This is a genomic window from Rhizobium sp. TH2 (genome assembly GCF_024707525.1).
GTDB lineage: Bacteria > Pseudomonadota > Alphaproteobacteria > Rhizobiales > Rhizobiaceae > Rhizobium_E.
The window spans coordinates 5,777,076-5,799,745 of sequence record NZ_CP062231.1; the positions used below are offsets into that span (position 1 = coordinate 5,777,076).

At 52.9% G+C, this 22,670-nt stretch carries 21 protein-coding genes and 1 pseudogene; 11 read left to right on the top strand and 11 right to left on the bottom strand.

The genetic code is table 11. The annotated features are described in order from the left end of the window. Nucleotides 1–200: 200 nt before the first annotated feature. A complete protein-coding gene (locus IHQ71_RS28355) occupies nucleotides 201–881 on the top strand; it encodes a thermonuclease family protein (protein WP_258159730.1) in 681 nt (226 codons plus the stop codon). Nucleotides 882–885: 4 nt separating this feature from the next. On the opposite strand, the gene IHQ71_RS28360 is transcribed toward IHQ71_RS28355, so the two are convergent. The 5 genes from IHQ71_RS28360 to IHQ71_RS28380 form a co-directional block, all read right to left on the bottom strand. Beyond that, nucleotides 886–1,893 (bottom strand): OmpA family protein, encoded by a 1,008-nt coding sequence (locus IHQ71_RS28360; protein ID WP_258159731.1) that lies wholly within the window; start codon nucleotides 1,891–1,893, stop codon nucleotides 886–888. Between the two features lie 62 nt (nucleotides 1,894–1,955). Then, entirely contained in the window at nucleotides 1,956–3,446 is a 1,491-nt protein-coding gene (locus IHQ71_RS28365; RefSeq protein WP_258159732.1) for a hypothetical protein, read from the bottom strand. Further along, a complete protein-coding gene (locus IHQ71_RS28370; protein WP_258159733.1) occupies nucleotides 3,443–4,270 on the bottom strand; it encodes a hypothetical protein in 828 nt (275 codons plus the stop codon). The genes IHQ71_RS28365 and IHQ71_RS28370 overlap by 4 nt, the downstream gene beginning before the upstream one ends. Further along, nucleotides 4,242–5,702, bottom strand: coding sequence for a hypothetical protein (locus IHQ71_RS28375; protein ID WP_258159734.1), 1,461 nt, complete (start codon nucleotides 5,700–5,702; stop codon nucleotides 4,242–4,244). Before IHQ71_RS28375 ends, IHQ71_RS28370 begins: the two co-directional genes overlap by 29 nt. 64 nt (nucleotides 5,703–5,766) lie before the next feature. Continuing rightward, nucleotides 5,767–7,179, bottom strand: a complete 1,413-nt coding sequence (locus IHQ71_RS28380; protein ID WP_258159735.1) for a DUF4236 domain-containing protein — start codon at nucleotides 7,177–7,179, stop codon at nucleotides 5,767–5,769. Between the two features lie 1,240 nt (nucleotides 7,180–8,419). Between IHQ71_RS28380 and IHQ71_RS28385 the strand changes: the two genes are divergently transcribed. Beyond that, entirely contained in the window at nucleotides 8,420–8,746 is a 327-nt protein-coding gene (locus IHQ71_RS28385) for a hypothetical protein (protein ID WP_258159736.1), read from the top strand. A gap of 235 nt (nucleotides 8,747–8,981) precedes the next feature. Continuing rightward, a complete protein-coding gene (locus tag IHQ71_RS28390; protein ID WP_258159737.1) occupies nucleotides 8,982–9,482 on the top strand; it encodes a hypothetical protein in 501 nt (166 codons plus the stop codon). Nucleotides 9,483–9,566: 84 nt separating this feature from the next. Here IHQ71_RS28390 and IHQ71_RS28395 read toward each other — a convergent pair whose 3' ends face one another. The 5 genes from IHQ71_RS28395 to IHQ71_RS32105 form a co-directional block, all read right to left on the bottom strand. Next, complete coding sequence (locus IHQ71_RS28395) at nucleotides 9,567–12,005, bottom strand: hypothetical protein (RefSeq protein WP_258159738.1); 2,439 nt, start codon at nucleotides 12,003–12,005, stop codon at nucleotides 9,567–9,569. Further along, nucleotides 12,002–13,588 (bottom strand): hypothetical protein, encoded by a 1,587-nt coding sequence (locus IHQ71_RS28400; protein ID WP_258159739.1) that lies wholly within the window; start codon nucleotides 13,586–13,588, stop codon nucleotides 12,002–12,004. The genes IHQ71_RS28395 and IHQ71_RS28400 overlap by 4 nt, the downstream gene beginning before the upstream one ends. Before the next feature lie 25 nt (nucleotides 13,589–13,613). Continuing rightward, nucleotides 13,614–14,507, bottom strand: coding sequence for a DUF429 domain-containing protein (locus IHQ71_RS28405; RefSeq protein ID WP_258159740.1), 894 nt, complete (start codon nucleotides 14,505–14,507; stop codon nucleotides 13,614–13,616). A gap of 230 nt (nucleotides 14,508–14,737) precedes the next feature. Continuing rightward, nucleotides 14,738–15,388, bottom strand: coding sequence for a sugar transferase (locus IHQ71_RS28410; protein ID WP_308737973.1), 651 nt, complete (start codon nucleotides 15,386–15,388; stop codon nucleotides 14,738–14,740). A gap of 200 nt (nucleotides 15,389–15,588) precedes the next feature. Next, nucleotides 15,589–16,137 carry a PadR family transcriptional regulator gene (locus IHQ71_RS32105; protein WP_374990066.1) on the bottom strand — a complete coding sequence of 183 codons (549 nt, stop codon included), beginning with the start codon at nucleotides 16,135–16,137 and terminating at the stop codon, nucleotides 15,589–15,591. Between the two features lie 144 nt (nucleotides 16,138–16,281). On the opposite strand from IHQ71_RS32105, the gene IHQ71_RS28415 reads away from it, so the two are divergent. The 5 genes from IHQ71_RS28415 to IHQ71_RS28435 all read left to right on the top strand — a co-directional run bounded on the left by IHQ71_RS28415 (nucleotide 16,282) and on the right by IHQ71_RS28435 (nucleotide 18,591). Continuing rightward, nucleotides 16,282–16,443 (top strand): hypothetical protein, encoded by a 162-nt coding sequence (locus tag IHQ71_RS28415; RefSeq protein ID WP_258159741.1) that lies wholly within the window; start codon nucleotides 16,282–16,284, stop codon nucleotides 16,441–16,443. After that, nucleotides 16,444–16,641 (top strand): hypothetical protein, encoded by a 198-nt coding sequence (locus tag IHQ71_RS28420; RefSeq protein ID WP_258159742.1) that lies wholly within the window; start codon nucleotides 16,444–16,446, stop codon nucleotides 16,639–16,641. It begins immediately after the preceding gene. A gap of 20 nt (nucleotides 16,642–16,661) precedes the next feature. Next, nucleotides 16,662–16,877: a hypothetical protein gene (locus IHQ71_RS28425; protein ID WP_258162982.1), complete on the top strand. Its 216-nt coding sequence runs from the start codon at nucleotides 16,662–16,664 to the stop codon at nucleotides 16,875–16,877. Nucleotides 16,878–16,987: 110 nt separating this feature from the next. Next, the gene (locus tag IHQ71_RS28430) at nucleotides 16,988–17,479 is read left to right on the top strand and encodes a carboxypeptidase regulatory-like domain-containing protein (protein ID WP_258159743.1); all 492 of its coding nucleotides are present in this window, start codon (nucleotides 16,988–16,990) and stop codon (nucleotides 17,477–17,479) included. An 815-nt stretch (nucleotides 17,480–18,294) separates the two neighbouring features. After that, the gene (locus IHQ71_RS28435; protein WP_258159744.1) at nucleotides 18,295–18,591 is read left to right on the top strand and encodes a hypothetical protein; all 297 of its coding nucleotides are present in this window, start codon (nucleotides 18,295–18,297) and stop codon (nucleotides 18,589–18,591) included. Between the two features lie 30 nt (nucleotides 18,592–18,621). Here IHQ71_RS28435 and IHQ71_RS28440 read toward each other — a convergent pair whose 3' ends face one another. Continuing rightward, complete coding sequence (locus IHQ71_RS28440; RefSeq protein ID WP_258159745.1) at nucleotides 18,622–18,999, bottom strand: hypothetical protein; 378 nt, start codon at nucleotides 18,997–18,999, stop codon at nucleotides 18,622–18,624. A gap of 195 nt (nucleotides 19,000–19,194) precedes the next feature. Here IHQ71_RS28440 and IHQ71_RS32110 point away from each other — a divergent pair. The 3 genes and pseudogenes from IHQ71_RS32110 (at nucleotide 19,195) to IHQ71_RS28460 (ending at nucleotide 22,509) form a co-directional block, all read left to right on the top strand. After that, nucleotides 19,195–19,627 (top strand): annotated as a pseudogene (locus tag IHQ71_RS32110) (SOS response-associated peptidase). A gap of 57 nt (nucleotides 19,628–19,684) precedes the next feature. Beyond that, nucleotides 19,685–21,724 (top strand): calcium-binding protein, encoded by a 2,040-nt coding sequence (locus IHQ71_RS31940; RefSeq protein ID WP_308737887.1) that lies wholly within the window; start codon nucleotides 19,685–19,687, stop codon nucleotides 21,722–21,724. Continuing rightward, on the top strand, nucleotides 21,721–22,509 hold the full coding sequence (locus tag IHQ71_RS28460) for an HNH endonuclease (RefSeq protein ID WP_258159747.1): 789 nt from the start codon (nucleotides 21,721–21,723) through the stop codon (nucleotides 22,507–22,509). The genes IHQ71_RS31940 and IHQ71_RS28460 overlap by 4 nt, the downstream gene beginning before the upstream one ends. Nucleotides 22,510–22,670: the final 161 nt, after the last annotated feature.

Sequence of the window (22,670 nt, forward strand, 5' to 3'; positions counted from 1 at the left end):
GCCGCATCTGGGGTGTAGTTGCCCGGCAGCGGTTCAATGGCATCGGCCTCGCCAACTTTGCAAATGAATGCGTCAGTGGGGCAATGAGCCAGGCCGACAAAGTTCCCTCTCCAACCATAGCTTAACGCAACGACTTCGATACAATCGCGCAGATCGAGTCGAGCAGGTGCGCGATCAGCGCGTGAAAGAGAATTCGTGAAATGCAAAAGCCAGCGGCGGATACAGTGAAGTTTGGGTCGGTTTTGGTGGTGGCGTTCATTATAGGCAGTGGAAAAGCGGAAGCGAGCTCGCTCAGAGTGATAGACGGCGATACCATTCAAAAGAACGATGTCACCATTCGTCTTCATGGAATTGACGCGCCAGAAGCCGGGCAGAAATGTAACGGGGCCGGTAGTAAGAAGTGGAATTGCGGCCAAGTCGCCATCGCCGAGCTTGAATCTCTAGTTTTGGCAGGCGCAGAGCCAGTCTGCGATGATCGAGGGCAGGATGGCTACGGCCGGACGATAGGTGTCTGCAAGGTCGGGGATGTTGACATCAACGCAACCATGGTGATGACAGGCAAAGCCTGGGCGTTTCGCAAATACTCGACCGACTACGCGTCCATAGAAGACGACGCGCATGCCAAACGCGTCGGCATCTGGCAGGCCGACACCCAAGCTCCATGGGATTATCGTGCGGAGAAATGGGCAGGCGCGGAACAGGAAAGCCCAAACGGTTGCCCAATAAAGGGAAATATCTCGGAGAAAGGCCATATCTACCACGCGCCATGGTCGCCCTGGTACAAGCGCACGAAGGTCAACGTCGCAAAGGGGGAGCGCTGGTTCTGCACCGAGGGCGAGGCCGTTCAGGCGGGCTGGCGTGCGCCCCAATGGGGTCGTTAGCCCTTTAAGGTGTCTGCGGGACGTTCCTGCGTCGAATGCGAATTTCGATCCGGCGTCGAGCCTCCACATTGCCGAGTTGGCCAGTCGTCAGGATGTCGCCCGGCAATATGAGCTGGGCGGCAGACATCGGCAGGATCGTTGCCTTCGCAAGCTTCGGATTGGTCTTCAAGATATTGGTTACCGCGATTGCGCGGGCAAGCCCGAGCCCTGCATTGTCGGCAGGCAGAACCTTGTCGATGGACTTCTTGCCATCGATCACGTCGATATAAGTTTCGTCGAGGTTCGATGACGCTCGCGCAAGCGGCTGCTCGTCCGTGTGGCCGATCACTTCGATGATATCAACTTGATATTTTTCGAGGTTGTCGGAAATCTCGTTCGAGATCATTCCCCGAAGCTTGTCTGCGAACTCGGGTGTCAATTCCGCGCTTCCAGATCGGAAGAAGTTCTTGTTGGCCTCGCTCAGATTGATAATCGGCGGCCACTCGTGGGGCTTGCTGGCGGCGAGTTGGTCCCTGGCGCTCTCCAATTCCAATCGGGCGTTGCCGAGTTCGGCCTGGGCCAATGCGAGCGTCTCGATCAGTTCTGCCAGGTCTTTTTCATCGGCTTTGAGCTTTTCGAGCCGGGCTTCAACTACCTTCGGGTCCTCATTCAGGAGATCGTTCTTTTCGAGGACTGTGAGGGTCGCCTGCAATTTTTCAAGCCGTTCCGGAGACAAGCCCTGTTCACGAAGCTTTTCGACGGTCTGTTTGGCCAAGTCCAGTTCCCGCCATTCATCTTCGAATTTCTTCTTTTCCGCTGGCGACAGGCTGACAGTGGCGAGTTGCAACATTTGGTTTTTGAGGAGTTTGTTTTGCGCAACCGCGTCGTTCTTCTCTTTCTCTAAGGTGGTGATTAGCGAGTTGGCTATGTGCAACTCATTGACTGCCGTATTGGCGCGATCCCGTTCAGCCTTGATGATCGCGGCCGCGACCAGCAGCAGGCAGAATACCAACAGCAGCATGGATTCTGCCATAGTCAGTCCAAGGATCAGCCCTCGGTTATATCCCTTGTGCTCAAGTCGGACGGCAGGCTCGGTTACTCGCGCCACTTGAACCAACCCTTCTTGGGTTCGGTTTCACCGTTGCCTCCGCCTGGAGGTCCGATTGTCGCCACCTCCGGCAGGTGGTCGACCGTCTCGCCGTCGATAGTGGCGGGTTGTGATGTAATCGAGCCTGGGCCATCCGCAGCGTCGATGATGCGGTCAAGGAGAGTTGTCCTGCCGTCTGCAACTTCATTGAAGGCGAAATCAGACAACACCGGTTCGGGCAGCATTTCAGGTGCCGGACGTTTCAGCTCAGCGATATGATTTGCGAGGTCGCCAACATTGCGGCCGACGTCATTGACGAGAAGATCGAGTCTCGTCACCGCATCATCCATGCTCGATACCGTCACTTCAATCGAAGCCAAGGTGCGCCCGATGTTCTCGCTCATCTGCGCAAGCGGCTCAGTCGAGGCCATGATGCGATCAGGGATCAGGCCAAGCGGCCTCAACTGTGTCTCAAGATGGCCAGGAAGTCCCGCCAGTAGCTTCGTAGACGCTTCAAGGCGCTCCGGCAACAGGTTTAGCGGTTCCAGTACAGCGGTCAGTTTCTCGGTCTGGACGCGGTTGCTTTCGGCCGCTTCGGACAGTCTCTGTGACTGAACCGCTCCCAGTTCCTTGATGACGGTTAGCACCGGGCGCATTTCGAGTTTTATGACTTCGCTCGGCAACTGCATCTCATCGAGCTTGGTGCCAATAGCATCCACGCGCTCACCGAACTTCACAAGGATGCCGGAAAGCTTATCGGAAGCGGACTCAAGCTTTTCAGACGCGGTTTCGGCAAGGTAGGCAGTGGCCCGGGTGCGCTCTTCGAGAACCTTGTTCGTCGCATCAAGAATTGAAGCCATCTTCGTTGCGGCCTCTTGGATAGGCTTGACGGATTCTGTCGACAGCATTTCCAGCATTTTTAAGATTGCTTCACCGTTCTTTTCCGCCTGCTCGGCGATTTCGCCAAAGCCTTCAGAAAGCATCTGGTTGCTGGTGCGGCGATAAGTCGAGAATTCTCGTGCAGAGGAATCGAATTCGGCACGGACCTTTCGGGCCATATCAGAAAGCTCGGTTCGTGCTTGCCGCTCGATATCCAGCGGATCGCGACGCATCTGGTTGAAGAGAATGCGAAGCGTGATGCCAACGATTGTGGACGTGACCGCAATGCCGAAGTTCTGGACGATATCTTCAATCGAGACGTCCCCAGCGAACCGATAGAGCGAGACGCCAAGACTGGAGAGCGTGAACAGGAACCCCATGTAATAGAGGTTGTCGCCCGCCTGCTCGTTATGAAGCCGCAACCCCTGCGCCACGAATGCAATGGTGAAGTAGGTCAACATCAGAGCAATCGGCAACGCCGTGACGAAGACCGTGTCCCACTCAAACAGCTTAGCCGTCCAGATGAACGCCATTCCACCAAATGTCAGGAGTGCGAAGACAACCAGCGGCCCCTTATTGCGGACGATGTCTCGAATGGTCTCACGGCTTGTTGCCGTCATTTAATGCCCTCCAGCCTGACGTAACCGCCCCAGCTTCCCTTGTTTGCGGTCACCCATTCACCCCAGAACTCACCGATTTCTCTTGTGGTGAACTTCAGACCTGGCCGCTGGAACACTAGCATCCGAACCGTCACCCCTGCCAGCGAGGTACGATATTCGTCCCTTGCCGGGCTCTTGAGGAATTTCTCGTAATCGGGACCGGTGGCATACATCGAGAAACTCTTGGTGTACTCGATCATGTCGGACGCGATCACAAGCCGCTTGAGAATGTTTTTGTGGGCCGGGTTGCCAAAGACGTCGAGATTGATCTTCTGGATGCCCGCCATGATCGGCGACTGTTTGCCTTCAACCCCCTGATCCATGCTGTCCGCAAGGTCCTTGAGTGGCTTTTCGAAGCCCTCTTCCCAACGTTTCTGCATGAGCCTTGGATTGCTGGTCCAGATATCCGCATCCTCACCGCTGCCGGGATTGCAGCCACTGAAAGTGAGTTTCAGTTCGCCCGTCACATCCGTCAGCGCATAGACCTGTATCAAGCCACCGACCGTTACCGTATTGACCGTGTCCTGAAAATTGTTCCTCAGATCGGTCGCTGTCGTCGGGGATATTGGATCAGTAACGTCGAGCAGGATTGCGGTGATCTCTTTCGGCCCGTCAACGGGGCAAAGGCTCGCCTTATCGATAGCGACATGCGAACCACCCCGATAATACTTCAGATAGCCGTACCCACCAAGAATGGCGACTGAAGCCAGACCGAGCGCGACTGTACCGAATATCAGTCCAAAATTGCTTTCGGCTTTACGCCGTCTGCGCTTGGGTCTGGCCATTCGTGCCCTCCGGGAAAAGATTGTCCAACTGGTGATAGCGCTCGATGGCAAGCTCGAATTCTGCGCGGATTTGCTTGATCTGCTCGGTCAACTCATTCTGAGCGACGTCGATTTTTTTGCTGAGTTCCGCGTCGTTCCACTCGTCTGGCAGGCCTTTCAACGGAGCAATACGATCCATTTTGTAGGGGGTACTGAAGGTCCTTGGCTCTTCCTCTGTTCGGGCTGCCCGGTTTGCGTCTCGATAGATCGTGAGTAGGGCGTTAAGCGCCCTCTCAAGCTGATTCTGGTGTTCCTTGAACAGATCGACGCAAAGAGCCCGATGATGAATGATAGCGCGGCCTTCTGCCCGGCGCTCGTTCAGGTCCCGGATAATCTCCTCGACCTTCTCGTTGTGGTCATCCCTGACATCGCGAAGCTCGTTGATCAAATCGGATCGCCGGGTAACATAGAGTGATCGTCTCCTGTCGAGCCGAGACTGTACGCCCGAATAACCAGGATAGGGATCGGTCAGTAAGCAGCCGTCAATGAAAGCGATGAGCGATGCGATCAAACCCATACCGAATAGCGTCCAGGAACTGAGGTCTTTCAAGCCGACCGGGTTTGCCCAGAGTGCCGCCAGTGCCGCCTGGCTGGCTCCCTCAACGACAACGGCAGAAACCTCGCGGTAGTGGGCTAGCGCCAGATTGGAAAATACCGCGATCCCAATGTAGGTCAGGAGGCCGATCAAGCCCAGGAACTTAAGGAAGTAGTTCCGGTGCAGGAGCCAGCGGACGCACCAGAATGCGAGCAACAGCGCAGACCCGATATTGATGACTGCAAAGGTGACCGCTTCCGTAACACCACCAAGGATACCCTGTTCGCTGCCCTTGGCCAGGAAGCTGCCGTTCAGCACCGTCTCCAGCAACAGCAGGAAGACGATCAGCGAAACTTTGAAACCTGTATGGGCACCGCTGCTGACCTTTGCCGCGCGTTCCAGTTTATGGCGCTTCTTGAAGGCGTCCATCTCATCTTCGGCCTCGGTGAGATCGCGACGCAGTCCGTGCAACTGATCGACGCCTTCGGAGGCTGCAGCCTTGAATTCGGAAAATGTGGAAGCATTGACCTGACGGATCATCGAAAACTGTCCTTCGAAGTCGAGGCTTCTGATCCGGTCGGAAAAGAGGTTGAATTGATCGACCAGGGTCTGGTAGCTCGTCTTCTTCTCATCTTCCACTTGGGAGACGATACGCTGCTCTACTTCGTCAAGGCCGCGAGCCGCCTTGGTGGGCCGGTTCTCTGTGCCGTTTTTCACACCATGCGCTTGCAGCTCAAGTGTCTTGGCTGTTTGCTGTACGTTGAAGCTTGGAAAAATATCGGTCGAAGCACGGAAATCGTGGCTTGCTTCGCGAACCGTTTGCCAAAGGTCGTTAAGTGCCTGAAAACGTTTTGCCATTTGTTTTTTTATAACCGCCTAAGCTTGTATATGTTGTCGCCCAATTCATTTTCCGTCCGATGGCTCAATGTTTCGTAGATGCTGAAAGGGTCAACGATCCATCGGCGAGCCATGTCTTTCCAATCTCCGTCGCTCTCTCTTTGAGTTCGCTGAAACTCCCAAATTCAGCGCCACAGTCTGAGCATGAAACCCCTCCGTGGTCAGCGCGATCATCGGGGACGCTTATGACATAGCTCCCGCAGGCAGCGCAGTGAAACTCGAAATCAAAGTGAATCTGGCTTGTGCCGTCGACCTGGCTGGCTTTGGTCGGCTTGATCGCAAGCTTAGAAATGTCGGGCGACATGCGGTCGTCCGAGTTCGAAAGAGCTTTTTTGTAGGAAGCGAAAGCTTCAGCGAATTCTCTCGCAGGCAGCGCATTTGAGAACTGGTATTCTTCCCGGATACCTGTCTGACTCGTAAGAACAAGCTGGCCGTACTGGCAAACCGGAATTTCGTAATTGTCGTTGAAGCGTTTGTCTGGTGAACCATCCTTATTCACCTTTGCCCAGGTCTTACGGATGACATGGGCGTCGCTCGGTACCACCTCGTCCTCGACGAAGTTCACGACGTCAAATTCGACAATGACATCACGGAGATCAACAAGAGCAAGTGCACCATCGGCCCGTTCAAGCACGGCGACACCCGGCAGAATCTTGATGTCTTCGCCATTCTTGTTTTCAAAGACGAGCGTGTTCGTGTCAGTTTTGATATAGGCGCTCTTGTCCATCAACAATCGCGCTGGCTTGCGATCTAAACTTCGAGTCGCGATAGACCTCGCCTTGACCCGATCTACCTGTGCTTCAGCGGTTATGTCCCAAACCTTCGACACATTTCGCAAAGCCGAAAACTTTCGGACGACATCTCCGTAAACCCGCTTGGCCTCGTCAGAAGCTTGGAACGAAAGCTCTACAGTGCTGCTTCGTTTCCAATCCATCAGTTCTGCGACTTCTTCGTCTAGCGCTGGTAGGTTCTCCAGCAGCCCTCGTATCCTCGCTTTATAAAAAAATCGAAAAATGCTTCGAGATCGCCGGTCCAACTCGCGTTCGGCATTACCCTTGGCAGCTATCGCGTCCTGAAGCTTTCGTTGGATCTGTGTTGCCTGGTCTCTTGCTTGCATCAATGTTCGTTGAACGTCGACCAGCGAAGCACTTGTCAAATTCTCAATTGCAGCTGACGCAATCGCCTGCGGCCGCGAAATGGCGGGTCTCGACGCATCACCTGGATGATTTGGAACAGGGGGCGGTTCCGGGGTAGAATACGGCGTATAATTAGAAACGGACAATCCCGAACCCGGAATTCCAATCGTTGAACGGATACCCGTTTTGCCGAAGTTTAGCGTTGCGCCCTGCGCTCCAACTGAAGCACTCAATCCCGAACGACTGACGTTAATGCGAAACCCCGGAAATACTTTGAAACTGTGCCGAAACTGCAGCGACATGTCTTCTCCCCCATTTGGAAGAGTTAGTCACAAAATCATTGCAACATCAATGAACACAGCTGCTTACTGATGGCTGGCTTTGCAATCGAATTCACAACCGCACAAAGGAAGGGTAAGCGAACCATTCGTGTGAGCCAGGCGTACTTGAACCAGTTCGAAGCTGTGGCCCAGGAACGGGTAAGAAAAGCAGGTTATCGACTAGCGCACCTGCTAAATGTCGCTCTGGATCCCGCCTACAATGAGCCTATCCAGAATTTGGAGCAGAAGCGCTGATAAGTGCCTATCGCCCAAATCGAAGATGCGTACAGGAGATTGTCGTCAGCCATCGAGCGCCCTCGCTTTTCGATTGATTTCTTGCCCATAACAAATGGTCCTGCAGCATCTGTACAGACGATCGCCTCTGATCGCCAATCGTATGCTTATCAGTTTCGGACCAACCTGCGGTGCAGACGCGCTGCGGTGAACGGTTTAAATAGATGAAGTTTGCGAGGTGGGGGGATATGCTTAGCGACTACAGCCGGGGCCTGATAATGGACAGACTGGGATCAGCGGTAGATAGCATAGTTCGCGACCTCTATTCTGACCCGATGTTAGGACATCGAGTAACGCAAGAAGCCGACATTACATCCAGACTTGGGCAGCGCTTAGAGGACAAGCTCGATAACACGGAAGTTGGGGGACCGGGTGTATTTGACAAGTCAATATTCGTGCAAGCGAAACTAGACACAAATATAAAACGCAAGGACTTAATCGACGCCTGTGACCGAATGGAGAGTTACGCTGGATCGCAAGGCTCACACGTTTGGGTGTATACTGCTCAGGGCGTGAAAGTCATTTCCTCGCAAGAGGTTAGGAAGATGCGAGGCAACAAACTTGACAACCTTGTCGTGAGGTCTGCCAGTGGATTCACGGGCCGAATCTTGGATTGCCATGCGGGAAGCCAGAAATGGGGTGTGCCGCCTTACGTCGACCGGCGCCGAGTGATCCAGGACAGACTCAGAGAGGAGCATGCCGAAAATGCGATCGACATTAATATAATGAAGAAGTCGAAAGCTCGATAAACCCAGGTACATGTGTCGAGGACAGCCAGACAGATTTCGGTCCCGACAATGACCAATCTCCGAGATTTCCAATTGCAAAATGACCACGGCGAATCCGTGCGACATGATATGGAAAATGGATGCGCAATTGCGCCATCGCTCGCTGAGACATTAATTAACGCTTGGGCTTCGGAGGACAGATGAAGATTTCACTTTTTGCGGGTTTCGCTTTGACAATGATCTCGAGCGTCAGCTACGCAGATGAATGGCGGAGCCAGGCAATAGAGCAAATCAAAACTGCGAAGGTCGTCATCGACGCAACGTTCACCCAACCTAGTAGCTTGTGGGTGTCAGTGCACGACGATGGGACGCGACGAGACGGTTTGGCAGAGAGCTTTTGCGTCGATCTGTTTTCAGCCGGGATGCCGGTTGGTTCGTCCGTTATCATCACCGTTTGGGATGCTGCGGCCATGGCAAGAGAAGATTTGGTAGAGCTCGGAAAGTACCAGTGTGAGAGGACGGGTTGATCCTTGCCAACGCCCGGGCGCCTGGTGTCGCCACGCGTTATGTGAGCCCCAACTGTCAGATGTTGTAGAGGATTGAACATCGCATCGCATGTCTTAGGAGCACATTTCTTGTCAGCGGCCTAATTTACAAAGTGATCTGCCTTTCTGAATATGTGGCCAGGAAAAGGCCCTGCTTGACGCTGACCCATCTTGGTTGCAATGTCCGTAAATAAAAAAACAAGGCCGGGGAGAGAGCATGTATCGGACTATTTGCCTTGCGGTTGGGTTGATCGCTGTGTCTGCAACAGCTCATGCCCAGGAGTGGATGACTACCCTCAAAGAGGATGTCTTTACCGGTAAAAATGATGCGACTTTGATCGGTGGTTTCGATCGACAGCTATCTGTCTACGCGACTTGCCAAGCCGGTCAGCAGATTGAATTTTCCGTTATTATGAAAGACGCGTCACCCCAAAATTTTGCCGGCATTCCGGGGACGTTGGTAGTCAAGGTTGATGGTGCCGAACCTCATCGCTTTGATGCCACTGGGTATCAGCACAATCAAAGCTATGGGGGCTTCAAGATCGATTCCGCTTCGCCGGGAATTCTGGATACATTGATGGAAATCGGCGGCGCTCGGAAGAAGGTCCTGGTTGGGCTGCAAATAGCGGCTGTAGATGTTAAGACGACTGAGGAATTGCGAGTGGCCGGCTCGGGGAAGGCAGTGAGCCTCCTCCTCAAAAACTGCGAGATAAAATGACGAGAGCAGGCAGGCAGGTTTGCTCTATTTAGGATAGATCGATCAGGAAGCAGTGATGTTCTCGTAGGGCGCAGACTACTCAATTCAACCGAATAGCTTTTTGATCAAAGCAGAATGACCTTTGCTTATTTCAGTAGGATCGACTCCCACGGACTTCGAGTAACGCCCGCTCATTCCTGAAATAATGGATGCCACATCCTCACCAAGCAACTCGGCTTTTGTTGGTAGGCAAAGACTGTAGGCCACGTTTGCGACTGGTAGTGTGAACTGCGCAATCCGTTTGCTCTCAGGTGCAGATACGTTTGCCGCTAAGCAGGCTTGCAGGCACCAGTAGGCCGTTGCCCAGCACTCGGTTATATCGGCTGGAATCTGATCATGGTCATTCTTGAGATATAGCTGTCGGATTGCCGGATCCTTTCCGCCGAACATCGTAAAGAGAAGGCGGCCCATAACAAACGGCCAGCTGTTAGCGTCGCCCTCGGATGGCAGCACCTGTACAGACGATCGCCGCTGATCACCAATTGAATGCTTGTCGGTTCCGGACCAACCTGCGGTACAGACGACCATCAATAGTGCCCGAAGTCGAAGAATATCGCGATTGTCGAGCGACCCTTGAAGTTGGCGTGTCTTAACCCGCTTCCCAAATGCCATAACAGCGGCGACAATCTGCTCCTTGGTTGCTTTCGCACGAGCGGCGTTGCGTTGAAGGAGCAGCATTTTTTGCTCTTCAAGATCGGCTGCGTGGGCTGGTTGCTTAATTGAAGGGAAATCGTCTTCGCTTTCCGTGTCGCCGCCAGCCCCATTAGGATCTTCGGCATCTTCGTTCGTGGGGTTTTCGTCGCCTTCGATTCCATCTACAACGCCCACAATCCGATTCAGAAGTCCCCGAACGTTCGACAGTTCGCTACCCGAAAGGCTGTTGTGCGAAGGACTCCCAACAGATCGCGGGCGTCGTCCGGCTATAAACTTTTCATAGTCCAACTTCCCATATTTGATTTCCTCGTTCGGCGAATGGGCCTTTCCTGGCCTTGACCGGCCTTCTTTGTCGATCGTTTCGAGCTCTTCCGATGCCTCCAATTGCTCCACGAACTCAATAATTTCAAGCAGCTTGAGGCTGGCCTCGGTCTCTATATCCAAGTCCCGAAGTGCATTCTCTGTTTTACTAGATCTTGTCTCACGGATCACCGTGCTAAGCAGGTCAACCAGCGTAACAATTGCCGGAGCAGATCGTCGGCCATCTGAATAGACGACTGTAGCGAAGCTTGGCCTCTCATTCGTTCCTGTGATTTGAAATCGGTAGCGTTCGTCAGTCAGGGAAAGCATCGTGAGACTACATGCAATGGGCTCACCATCTTCTTTCAATAGCTGGATTGTTTTTGGGTCTGCCATCGTCAATTTGGGCGCTCGCCAAATCAGTACGTCGACTCTACATTCGAACTGCCCTGGCGTCTGACCCAGTAGTTCATCCATTGGCAGATCGTTATCGCGTTCCGGCTCGGGAAGTGTCGCGGGGTCAATGATACTGTCCTGTATAAAAGCAGAAGATAGTTCCAATGCGTCCAGTGCTCTTCCAGGTGGTAGACGCCTATAGAGACTGACCTCGTCATTCAATCCAGAATAGCTCTCCGTGCCCAGCGCCGCGACAGTGCAATTGGCGCTACCGAGTAAAACATGATCGGCATCCGCCGTATGCGCGATCAGTATTTTCGCATGGATGAACCGACCCTTGCGAAAATCCTTCCGCCCATAAAGGAGGACGTTCGAGTGACGTCTCAGCGCATCTTTGGGAAAGGTCATTGCGTCTTTGTCCAACAGGATCACGATATTTTTCGGCGCTAGCTTGTCCCTCAAATGAGAAAGTGCGTCCAGTTTGCGATCCCAATAGGGGCTTACCACGAAAAGTTGCAGCACTGGACCCGTCACAAGTTCAGCGAAACGTCGTCCAATGCCTCTCGCTTCACCAGACGGTAGTAAAGCTGCCGAAGTAGTGTCAGACAGCGCCTGAACACTGGTGGATGCGATGGCTCTTTTCAGCCATGGCGTCCTCGCCAGGGCCCAGTCGCGCTGTATCGCAAGTCCTTGCTTTCCGGTGTCGAACAGCTGCACCACGTAGTCCCAGGCCTGAGCAATAATTCGCTGCTCACCTGAATCCTCTTCCCCGCACGAAAGAACATCCACGAGTTCCAGATTGCCTGCCAAGCCGGGAGAAGTCATGTTGGCAGAGCCGACAATCAACCTTCCACCATGACGACCGAGCTGCAGGAAGATCTTGGGGTGGAAGACGCCTTGCGCGAGGACGCCCTCCACGTTGTAGAATTTGCCTGCCTGTTTCGGCAATGTGGATGCTCCGGCTAGGGCATGGGTCAGCATCCTCCCGTCCGCAAAAACGACATTGTTGCGGCACCCGGAGCCGCGCAGTCGAGGCAGAACAATGGTTTCATATGCATCGAAGTCGATACCGAATGTCGTCGCAACGCTTGTGTGAAAGTTCTTGTCTGCGAAAAGTTCGTAGAGCTTGATCATGCATTCACCGCGGCTAGTCCGAGACTCGTCAAACCGCTCTCGGCGACGAGATGGATATCTTTCAAAAACTCGATTGCTGGGCCCAAACGCGGATTGGTAAATACCGGACCGTCTTTCTCGCGAAGCCTCAGACGACCGTTATCCATTTCAAAAAGGAAGGTGTAATCCTTTTGAAACCGGAATTTACGCATCGCTACCCACAGGTGACGACGGATAACTCGATGTTCGATCAGTGTTCCAAGAAATGCCAAAAAATCGTCGCGGGAATGGCTGTCCGTGAACCGGGTTTCGCTTAGCAAGGACCTGAATGCTTCGGGATTCAAATGAGCAAGTTCGACAGCTATCTCACTCTGGTGTTCGCGAAATCGCCTTTGAACGACAGCTAGGAGCTTGATAGCTTTCCAAGCATGTTCAGAATCGCAAAAGCGATCGTCGCTGCGTCCAGCACCGCGAACGATGTCCTGCGATAGAGACCATTCTGACTCTGCATTGTCCTTCGAAAAGGCGTTGGTCGCAGGCTGGATTTCGTCAACAAACTCGATCCAGTTTTGGGGTGTCCGATCCGCCGCATCAACGATCTGATCGACGCAAAGCGGGATTAGGCGTTCCAACGCGATGCCGGATGGATAAGTACTGAGGATATCGAGAACGAATTTCAGGAGAGTTTCGAACGCGATGTGGCATAGGTCGTTGGCTTGATAAATTGCCCACCGTTTTCTTTGGGCTTCCAAAGCGAGACTTTGCAGTTCCAAGCCTCTGCCCTCCGCATTCATTCCTGAATACAATATCCAACGGACTTCCTCAGCTCTCGGGGGCCGTCCCAAAAGTCGGAATATGTTGAGAATGAGCAACAGGGTATCCCGGCGCGAGTGATCCTTTATTTGCGATCCTTCGAATGCACCCAGCAGGATCTTCTCGTAAAGGGATCGTTCAGCGCCCGCCACTGCGATCTCGGACGGTGTGAGTGCCCTAAACTTCTGCATTTCCTTTTTCGACGTTGACCCTCGTTTGATTGCCTCGAGGAAATCACGCATCAAGTGACCAGCAGCATTGTCTAAGGCATCTGCCAAGGGTTCACCAAGTTCCGGCGTAAGGATGGGGATGGAGTGATCGTCTGAGCCCGTTAGAATTCCCATCTCGAACAGTTGGCTTCCATATGCGGCTCCATACGCGCCCCATGACTGCCTAAGATAATAGTTCTCACTTCCGGGCTCCGCAGCGTTGGCGAAATCAATCTCGTCGGCGAGAGCGGCATTCAGCACTCTGCCAGCCCATTCGATTCCGGCGATACCGCCTTCACTTCCACGCTGATACGCGGTCAAAGCGTAAAGTGCTTCGAAACGTCGGACGTATCGTTTCCAAGTATTTGGATCGGTGTCGCCAATCTCTTTCGCGTACGCTCTGCACAGCCATGCGTACATTCCGTAGTATCGCACACGAAGAGTAACGTTGCTGATACCTGGTAGCAAAGCTTGATAGAGATTAACGCTGCTGTTTTGCATGCCCAACGGATCTAAGCCATTCTTCTTTTGAAATTCAGTCCAGGCAGGGAAACTAATCGGACGTACAACGGCGTCATCCATTCACTTTTTCTCGTTTTTCTACAGTTCAATTTTGTGGATTGCGGAAGGTAGGATCCGCAATCCAACCTTCCAGAGTATCGACATTACTTGGAGCTCCAAAGCGATCAGTTCGTTGTTTCCAAGCCCATGCTGCTTGAATTGCGCAGAACAGCGCGTCGAGATGATCTGCACCAGGGTCATAAGCAATCAGTTCAGGCGCCTTAACAGCAAATCCATAGATATGCAGAGCACTACCGCCTTGGAGAAGACGCAGCATCTCGTAGCGTGCTGCAAGTTGATCCGACGTCTGCTTCTTCTTAGCATCATTTTTGTAACTGCGGCGGCCGATGAGCCGGCGGGCAAGAACGCCTGGGTATGCTTCTACCGCAATCCGGTTCGGATCACCCGCCAGCATGTGAGGAATTGTAATGCCGGAACTTAATAGACGAGCCGCTCCCTCAAAAAACATTAGTCCTACTGGGACGCCGTACAGCTTTTGGGGGCTTATCGAAGACGCGGCGACATCAACTGCCCTTCTGTGCTCCCTGTCGCCCATCGGACGAGATAATCGATAGGCTGTCAAAGCATCTCGAAACCCTTGCCGCCCTAACGAGGAAGCATGAAGAACATATTCTTCCCAGTCGGGCGGCCAATAAATCGTTTCCACAAATTTTCGAGATTGGCCGAAAGGGAAATCGATCCCTGCGATCCAAGGGCCAGGCTCCCGCAAGAATTGTTCGAGTTGACCAAAATTCTGCCATTCGCGAATTCCGACAAAATCCAGGGTATGGTCGTCGAACTCACATTCCACGCAGGTAATCGGCTTCCGTTTGCTGGGGGAACTGGTAAAGTCGATACCAAACACGTTCATTTTTTTTTGCGGACGAAGGTTAAAATGATCGGCAATGACTACACCAAAAACGTGAATAATGAGTTCCATTTCGCCAAAAAGGGAATCTTGTTGACGGAGCATTTCAACAGGTGACTGGAAGACGAAACCTCCAGATGTTGGAGAGGATTAATTAGCATGTCTTTTATAAACGCGTGTTCTACCCGGCAAGTGATCTGACCGAGTTTCCTACGTCACGGATTGCGTAAACTCAGCTAAATGATGCTTCGACGACCGGTCGGACTGCGGGCTTCAGCCCGTCACAGCGAGGTCGACTCTCCTTAGAAGCCCATTCCGCCGAATAGCTCGTTACGAACGGTGCCGACCAGTATCCTTAGATCAAGGCGCAGCGAATAATTTTCAATATAATACAGGTCGCTGACAATCCGTTGGCGAGCCTTCGCGGTGAAGACAGTCGGGCCACGAAGTCCCCGCACTTGTGCCAATCCTGTTATACCGGGGCGCACAGCGTGCCTAGCGTGATAATTTGATACTACCTGTTCATAGGGTTTACCGCCAGCGAGCATCCCCACCGCATGGCAGCGCGGGCCGACGAGTGACATGTCGCCTTTCAACACATTGATGAGTTGCGGAAGTTCGTCAACGCTCGATTTTCGCAGCCACGCACCGATCCTTGTCACACGCAGATCGGTGCCGTTGGAAGTGGCAAGTTCGTTTTGGTCGAGGCGCAAGGAGCGGAATTTGTAGACTTCAATAATCTTTCCATTCGCACCCCACCGTTGCTGCCGAAACAAAATTGGCCCACCGCTGTTAGCCTTTATCGCGATTGCGATGACGATGAAAAATGGGAACAGGATTAGCAATGCGCCGATCGAAACGACTAGGTCAATGCAGCGCTTTCCCGCAAATTGAAGTTGCCGAGCGTCGCTCATTTTCACGGCTGCGAAGTACATACCGCATGCGGCAAACAGCTTCCCGAGATCGCCTGGGGTTTCGTTAATGTGTGCAAGCCACTCTTCCGCGTATCTTTCGCGATCACTGGGTCGCAACTGAGCCGCTGCAATTCGAATAACGAATTTCACGAGTGTCGGCGCCCAAGCCCGAAACTCTTCAGCCAATATCTTGGACAGGGCAGCGCCTAGCAGGCCGCATAAAGCCAGAATGATAACTGCTACTGTGCCCACGCCAGACCTCCCTTCGCAGGAGTGATTTCACGCGCAATGCGACTGATGCAGCGGATGCCCTCGGATGTAAGTTTATACAGGCGGCGCCTCGGTCGACCGAGGGCGGACGGTTCTTCGGTCTCCCACTCGCTGGTGAGCCAACCCGCTTTCTCAAGCCTCGCCAAGATCGGGTAAAGACTCCCTGACGCAAGTCCTGTCTTGCGCCCGATTTCCGCACCCGATACGCCATTTCCATGCCGCTCGATGAAGGCTGCTATGACACTCCTAGTCTGAGATGTGAGACTGATTTCCTTAAGCATGTAGATAAGTCTACATAGGGTACCGTAAACTGTCAATATTTTGTTAACTATGCTCGAACCGGAACGTCCATTTAGCAAATCCCTCCTCATGGAACTGCGCCCTCCAGATTGAGTTCTAATCGTACTCACAGAGGAGACGCGGCAACGGCAAGCGAAGCAATAAATAACCCCGGTTCCAACTCCAACAGCGACCATCGCAGGACCGGAGGCAGCGCTAACGGTCCTCACGGCGGGCATGAGTATGTCAACGAGAGGCGCGGTCCTAATCCCGATCCGATTGACGAGCTTGTACCGGCCGGCGATGGCAGCCTTCCCGCCACGAAAATATCCGTCTCCGAAGAAGCCGAAACTCTCGCATTCACCGAAACGCAAAAGCCGAATTTGCCTGACGAAATGGCGGCTGTTGGCACCGGCACGCTTGATCCGCGAGCTCAGCCAGGGTTCGGCCCGACCGAGTTCGATGGTCCGCAATTCGAGGGCAATCCGGAAATCGGGATCGATCCGAACGACGTCCGCAACGAGATGCCACCGAGAGACAGTTAAATGGCCAAGACAGAAATTCAGCAGGACGCCAACGGCCAGTTTGCCAAGTCGCAGGGTGACAGGAAGAACAACGGTCTCGCCAGCGCCACCCCGCGAGCGGTCACCGGGAAGGACGACGCCACTCTCGAAAATGCAGACAAGAAACCTTCACCGAATCCAGGTTTCGATGTCCGCACGCAAACCAACAAACGAGACTGAGAAAGGATTCCCCGATGACCATCAAATCACCCCGTGACGGTGCACCTGGCACCACTGATCAATCCCCGCGCTGGGAAGGACCAGAAGAAACCCGTCCGCGCGGTTACTTGCCTGCCAAGGACGACCCGGATGTCGATCGGGACGCCAGTGGCGAGAACCTTCAGGATCCGCGAAAGCGTGATCTGTCGGATAGTTTTAAAACCACCGACGACAATGGCGTTCCCCCGAAAGAGTAGAACAAACGGCCGCCTGCCAGGTCCTATCTATCATTCAACTTAAATGCCCCTCACTCGATTGACTCGAGATGCCAAGCTGCGCATTTTGACTAAACTAGAGGGGGAAATCTATGAAGCTAAAAGCTATAGGCGTTGTGCTGTTGGGTTGTCTGGCGGGATGCGTTGCAACACCCAAAATCGACGCTGTCTTTGATCCGAATGAAGCAGCATTCATCAATCAGCCGGGAACGGCGACGATTACAGGCCAGGCGTTCATGAGGCGCAATGACGGCGTGGTTGTGTACGCGGCCGGCTCCGAAGTCCGACTGCTTCCGAAGACCAAGTATGCCGACGCTCGAATTGCGGCGCTCTATCGTGGCACCAAATTCAACAACATAGTCGGAGCACCTAAAGAGACCGATCCTCGCTATTTCGCTCTGTCGAAGACGACAAAGGCGGATGGGGAAGGGCGGTTCACGTTCGCGAACATTCCAGATGGCAGCTACTATGTGGTGACGACCGTAACATGGATGGCCGGCGACTGGTCACAGGGTGGGAATATCATGGAGACCGCCACAGTGAGCGGCGGGGAGCCGGTCAATGTCATTATGTCAGGTCAATAGAAGTGGGAACGCATGATGAAAAAGAAGTCTTGAAGAAACACGAACGAGGGCGAAACTGGACGGTAGCGGAAAGTTTGCAACAAAATGAGGGGGATACGTGCTTTGGACGATTCAGAAGAGCTCTCAAAAGTTAGTCCTGATAAAATTTTGGATTGTCTTATGACGGAATACAAAGAGTCTTCATCCAACTTCTTTAAGGGTGTGGATATTGGCTTAAATTACTCAAGAACGTTTCTAATACTAAACGGAATATTGCTGGATTCTTTTGGAATATCTAAGCTAAATGACCCGGACGGTTCCAATTTGCCTCTTTTAATACATATAGTTATTACGCTATTCGGTATTTGTATTTCTCTTATGTTGTTTTTTATTGTTCCGTATTATGAAAGGCAGTTGGGAAACTGTGCCGACCGATGTGTTGAAATCGAGAAGATGTTCAACGGCAAGCTATTTCATCGAATTAATGAGGAGAAGGATAATAAAGGTCGCCGCATCACAACCACAAAAACCGTCCGGTACGTCAGTTTCGCATTTGTTTTGGTGTGGACGTTTGTCTTGATTTCGAGGCTCAATTCGTAGCAAATCGCTAAAGACGCACTCCGGAACGAGCGCGAAGAGAATTAGGAAACCGTGGGCGTTGGTAATACCAAGCAGGGCTCGTTGGATAAAAGTTCGGGTTCATCAATTGCTGCTGTCGAACCTCGCTCTCGACGTCGCCACGACGTAAGTCGACGAGATTAAAGGTTAAGCGAAACAACTGCCGGTGTCAGCTACGGCAAATTTGTTGAATTAATGCCAAGGGCAGGAGAATCCAAATGCGTATGGATGAAGCTCTCGACGTTTCTGCGCGTGCCGCGAACGAACTCAGACTTCAGTTTCATGCAATGCTGAAGGATGGCACAATACACGACATCATATCTGGGTCGCTCGGCGAGAACGGCAATCACGTGCCAGATGTCACCATCCACTTAGCTCAAGAACAGGAAGATGAGCGATTGGCGAAGGCGCTATGGGCGGATACAGGCGAGCAGCGAGAGCGGGGAAACGACGTCGGCATCTTTTTCAAGCGCGTGGGGCGCGACGCAGTCGAAGTCTACCGTGGACGCGAATAGCCGCCACGACAATTGTTAGTAAGGAGGCAACTACGTCCATTCGCCCCAACCCATAGCCTTTTTGACATCGAGGCGAATCCCAAAAAGACCTGGTTTGATTTCAAGCGCATTCCAAAACCGCTTTAACCAGGCCGGTGCGTTTGGGCCCGACCTTTCTGCTCTCTCCAGCTCGAATTGCTTCACTATCTCGGTGGTTACCGGCGTCGCTCTCTGAGCGGATTCGTTTCTTATCTCGACAGTGTCGTCGGTCAGAATTATCGGAAGCGTGCTTGACCGAGCTTCATTGACCAAGATCTCACGCTTTATCGCATTGGCCACTCGCGGATCTCGTTCCTTTCGGATGCGCTCTAGCATCGAGATACGGATCAGCATATCCGTTTCAGGATCGAGGCCAACCGAGCTGCGCATGTTCCTGCCTCCCAACCGTGACGACGCGTACTATTACAGAAATCTGAGTAGTATGACATCTTTTCGGGTAAATAGTCCGTGGACAAGCCGGAACTGCGTACTCTGGAGCATCGGTGGTAGCGAATCATGACTGGTGTCGCCGTTCTTGACGCCCATCGCTCGCATCAATAGCTTCCTGTCTTGAAGGAGGCGCCAATGTGTGGTCGCTTTGTTCTAAGAGTTCCATGGTCGGAGGTTCACCGGCTCTACAGCCTCACGCTTGATCCGTTCATCGGCCGCAACGACATGCCGCCGCGCTTCAACATCGCCCCTACCCAGACCGTGCCGATCATCCACAACGACAAAAGCGGCAACGAGATTGCGGAAGAGGCGCGCTGGTGGCTGGTCCCATGGTGGGCGACGGAAATGCCTAAGCACTATGTTCAATGCCAGGATCGAGACTATCGCCACGTCGCGGTCTTTCAAGGATAGCTTCGAAGCCAGGCGCTGCTTGATCCCCGCCGATGGCTTTTATGAATGGACGCTCGCCCCCGAAGTCGCCGCGGTCGAAGTATGCCGATGTAAGAGGTTGCTTAGGCTAGCGTGTATAAGGCCTTCGATTGATATATTCTTTACTTCGCCCAATTGACATTGGTTGAATTAACTCGATTACTCGCCCTTAGTGTGTAGTCTAGCGGCGGACGATATGGGCAAGAGGCAAAAGCAACTAACACCAGCTCAACTTACGAGACTGGAAACCTATCTCAACCTGGACGACATTGATATGGCCTACGACTATCTCGCGAATCTCGGCGAGAAAGTCCTGCGTAACGTCGATGATCGGGCGATCGTCTGGTTGAGAGGAGCCGCCGACGTGAATCGCGGCATCGGAGGCTCATCTGATTTCATTAGAAATTATACTTCCTACCAGCATGAAGTCCGGGAGCTGTCGCCGCTTTCCAGCGATCAGTTGACCGAGATTTCAAATGAAATTGGAAGGAGCGTTATCAACGGTGTGCTCGAAACCAAGGGTATGCCGACCTTGAAGCGAATTGCCGAGCTTGATGCCTTTCACGCGGTCGAGAACCATTTTAACGGTGATGTAAGCGCGTGGTCTGGAAACATCTTGTTCCTTATGTTTGGAGAAAACGCCTCCTATCGATCGAACATACTTGAATCAGATAACGGCACGTATGACCTTCTGCTCTGCATCGACGCGTTTTACAACGCTAGCGGCGCAAGCACGTTCATGGGCGGCATCAAAGATTCGATGCGAGCGCTACTGAGCAACAAGTCAAATTTTGTTGTGACCGCGCTGTCCGTCGCGACTGAGCTCAAGAAGGGCAGCACCTATCTGAACTCATACTACGAAACGGATGACTTATCCGTCATCGATGTGTTTGCCCAGGCGGTCACCGGTCAGTTGCGCATTGGGAGCAACTACAACGATAACATCCTCATGGGAGCCACTGATAACTTCGGTCACGGCGGAAGAGGGGACGATGTGATCAGGGGATTAGGAGGTGCGGATCTGATCGACGGGGGTGCCGATAACGATACAATCTATGGAGGGGTTGGCGCTGATCGGCTCTATGGGAACAGCGGAGATGATACCTTCGTCTTTGCTACTAACGATGCGGTCGCAGGTGAAAAGATATACGGCGGCTCATTGGAGGCCAGCGAAATCAATACCTTGTTGGTCCAAGGGCAGAATGACTTTCGAGGCATCGAAATTCATGATGTCAATCGAGTCGTAATAAACTTCAGTCTTGCAACTGCCAGGTTTTCCCAGCAGCAGTTGCTCGCCCTGGAGGCGGATGGCGTCAAGATTTCAGGCATGGGTAATCTTCTGATTGATGCCAGTGGCACCATTAACCTCGCACATATTGAAGCATACTTGCATGATTGGACAGGAAAAATCCTACCTATCGGGTCTGACGTCGCGGATAGCATTACCGGCACCTCCGGAACTGATCACATATATGGACACGGGGGAAATGACACCCTGCACGGTGCGGCCGGCGACGACGTACTCTACGGGGGTGCTGGAATAGACTTCCTGTATGGAGGCGCTGGCCGGGACGTCCTTGACGGCAACGATGCAGGAGATGTGCTTGACGGAGGAACAGGCGGGGATACCTACCGTCTTTACAGTTCCGGCGTGATAATGAGTATGTCGATCAATTTGGCCGAGGATTGGCCGAGAATTGAGTATTATTACAATGGAAATTTTGCCGAAGCCATGCAGAAGGCGGTCGGCATTACCTTCACCTATCTGATGTCCACGGCACAGAGCCTGGTCATCGACATGATGGAAGTTGGAGCATATTTCGGCGATACGACCTACTTCACGTTCAAGGCGGAGGGGCAAAGCATGTATCTAACGCACAACCCCAACAATAGAACTTATTTCGATTTCGGTGGCTCGTCGGTTACTGCAGCCACGACCCTCCATATTGACAACGTCGTTACGATCAACGGCTCTGCAGAAGGTATCCAGATAGAGGGTTTTCAAACTGGCATTGACAAGATCTCGATAGAGGGACTTCGGGGGATCTTGCTGCAGCCGGACCTGGACGGGAAGATCGCGGCGGGATGGTATCTCGTTGAAGATGATTACGATCGCCACTGGTGGAACATTGGCTTTACGGGCGGTCACTCTTCCTCAGACGAGGATCCGGCAGTCTTTGCCAACAGCACGACGATTTACGCTCGAAATTCGGAGTGGACGGATTTCGTCATATGATGAAGCCAGACGTCGTTCTGCCTCCGATGGTGTCTTATCGTTATCCTGCAGTCGGTAGGTGCATCTATTGTGGCGCCACGGAGTACTCTTCTGACACAGACAGACAGCTTGCCGAAGAGCATATTATTCCATTCGGTTTGAACGGCGATCTCGTTATCCCCCAAGCAAGCTGCAGGGCATGCGAGCGAATTACCGGCAGAGACGATGCATTGCTCTTGCGGGGAATGTTGCTCGCCCCTCGAATTCAAATGGCGTTCAGGTCTCGGGAGCCAAGGAAGTTACCCAAGGCGCTCCCGGTATTCTCGCAATCGAACCGCAAGACGATGATCGACGTGGAGGATTATCCTTCGACAATATTGATGCTGAGATATCCGGCACCACCGATACTCTCGGCCCAAAAAGAACCGCTCTTCACCGACTTGTGGGTGAAACGGTTTCCATTTGACGTGGGAAAACTAAGACGAAAATACGGGATCGATGATTTCGCACCAGGTTCGCATGACTCTTACTCGTTCAAGCGCGTGTTGGCCAAGATCGCCCATGGGTACGCAGTTGCCGAATTGGGGTTGGATGGATTTGAGGCGATCCTAAGCGAGCGCATCAGAGACCGAAACGATTTTTTTCATGACTGTGTGGGGGGCGCGGGAATTGAAGAAATTCCAGATCGACTGCATTCGCTTTCTATCGAACCGCGTGGGGAGTCGGATTTCGTGGTCGTTAGGATTCACTTACTCTGCTTTCTCGGCACGCCGGTCTATCGTGTCGTTGTGGGCAGATGGCTGTGATTTTCGAGCATGATCGCTATTTGCTGTGACACCTTGATAATGTCTCGGCTCCTCAAGTTGAATGATTAAAATCTTGCCAGCCCTCCGCCAGCCGCCCCATTGTCTGTATTGCCAGGAAATCGGAACCACAGATGAGCACGTGATTCCGCAGGCGTTCGGCG

What these genes read in the sequence shown, in the direction of transcription:
- IHQ71_RS28355 (WP_258159730.1), top strand. Translation starts at nt 201, where the DNA reads ATGCAAAAGCCAGCGGCGGATACAGTGAAGTTTGGGTCGGTTTTGGTG.
- IHQ71_RS28360 (WP_258159731.1), bottom strand. Translation starts at nt 1,893, where the DNA reads ATGGCAGAATCCATGCTGCTGTTGGTATTCTGCCTGCTGCTGGTCGCG.
- IHQ71_RS28365 (WP_258159732.1), bottom strand. Translation starts at nt 3,446, where the DNA reads ATGACGGCAACAAGCCGTGAGACCATTCGAGACATCGTCCGCAATAAG.
- IHQ71_RS28370 (WP_258159733.1), bottom strand. Translation starts at nt 4,270, where the DNA reads ATGGCCAGACCCAAGCGCAGACGGCGTAAAGCCGAAAGCAATTTTGGA.
- IHQ71_RS28375 (WP_258159734.1), bottom strand. Translation starts at nt 5,702, where the DNA reads ATGGCAAAACGTTTTCAGGCACTTAACGACCTTTGGCAAACGGTTCGC.
- IHQ71_RS28380 (WP_258159735.1), bottom strand. Translation starts at nt 7,179, where the DNA reads ATGTCGCTGCAGTTTCGGCACAGTTTCAAAGTATTTCCGGGGTTTCGC.
- IHQ71_RS28385 (WP_258159736.1), top strand. Translation starts at nt 8,420, where the DNA reads ATGAAGATTTCACTTTTTGCGGGTTTCGCTTTGACAATGATCTCGAGC.
- IHQ71_RS28390 (WP_258159737.1), top strand. Translation starts at nt 8,982, where the DNA reads ATGTATCGGACTATTTGCCTTGCGGTTGGGTTGATCGCTGTGTCTGCA.
- IHQ71_RS28395 (WP_258159738.1), bottom strand. Translation starts at nt 12,005, where the DNA reads ATGATCAAGCTCTACGAACTTTTCGCAGACAAGAACTTTCACACAAGC.
- IHQ71_RS28400 (WP_258159739.1), bottom strand. Translation starts at nt 13,588, where the DNA reads ATGGATGACGCCGTTGTACGTCCGATTAGTTTCCCTGCCTGGACTGAA.
- IHQ71_RS28405 (WP_258159740.1), bottom strand. Translation starts at nt 14,507, where the DNA reads ATGGAACTCATTATTCACGTTTTTGGTGTAGTCATTGCCGATCATTTT.
- IHQ71_RS32105 (WP_374990066.1), bottom strand. Translation starts at nt 16,137, where the DNA reads ATGCCCGCCGTGAGGACCGTTAGCGCTGCCTCCGGTCCTGCGATGGTC.
- IHQ71_RS28420 (WP_258159742.1), top strand. Translation starts at nt 16,444, where the DNA reads ATGGCCAAGACAGAAATTCAGCAGGACGCCAACGGCCAGTTTGCCAAG.
- IHQ71_RS28430 (WP_258159743.1), top strand. Translation starts at nt 16,988, where the DNA reads ATGAAGCTAAAAGCTATAGGCGTTGTGCTGTTGGGTTGTCTGGCGGGA.
- IHQ71_RS28435 (WP_258159744.1), top strand. Translation starts at nt 18,295, where the DNA reads ATGCGTATGGATGAAGCTCTCGACGTTTCTGCGCGTGCCGCGAACGAA.
- IHQ71_RS28440 (WP_258159745.1), bottom strand. Translation starts at nt 18,999, where the DNA reads ATGCGCAGCTCGGTTGGCCTCGATCCTGAAACGGATATGCTGATCCGT.
- IHQ71_RS31940 (WP_308737887.1), top strand. Translation starts at nt 19,685, where the DNA reads ATGGGCAAGAGGCAAAAGCAACTAACACCAGCTCAACTTACGAGACTG.
- IHQ71_RS28460 (WP_258159747.1), top strand. Translation starts at nt 21,721, where the DNA reads ATGATGAAGCCAGACGTCGTTCTGCCTCCGATGGTGTCTTATCGTTAT.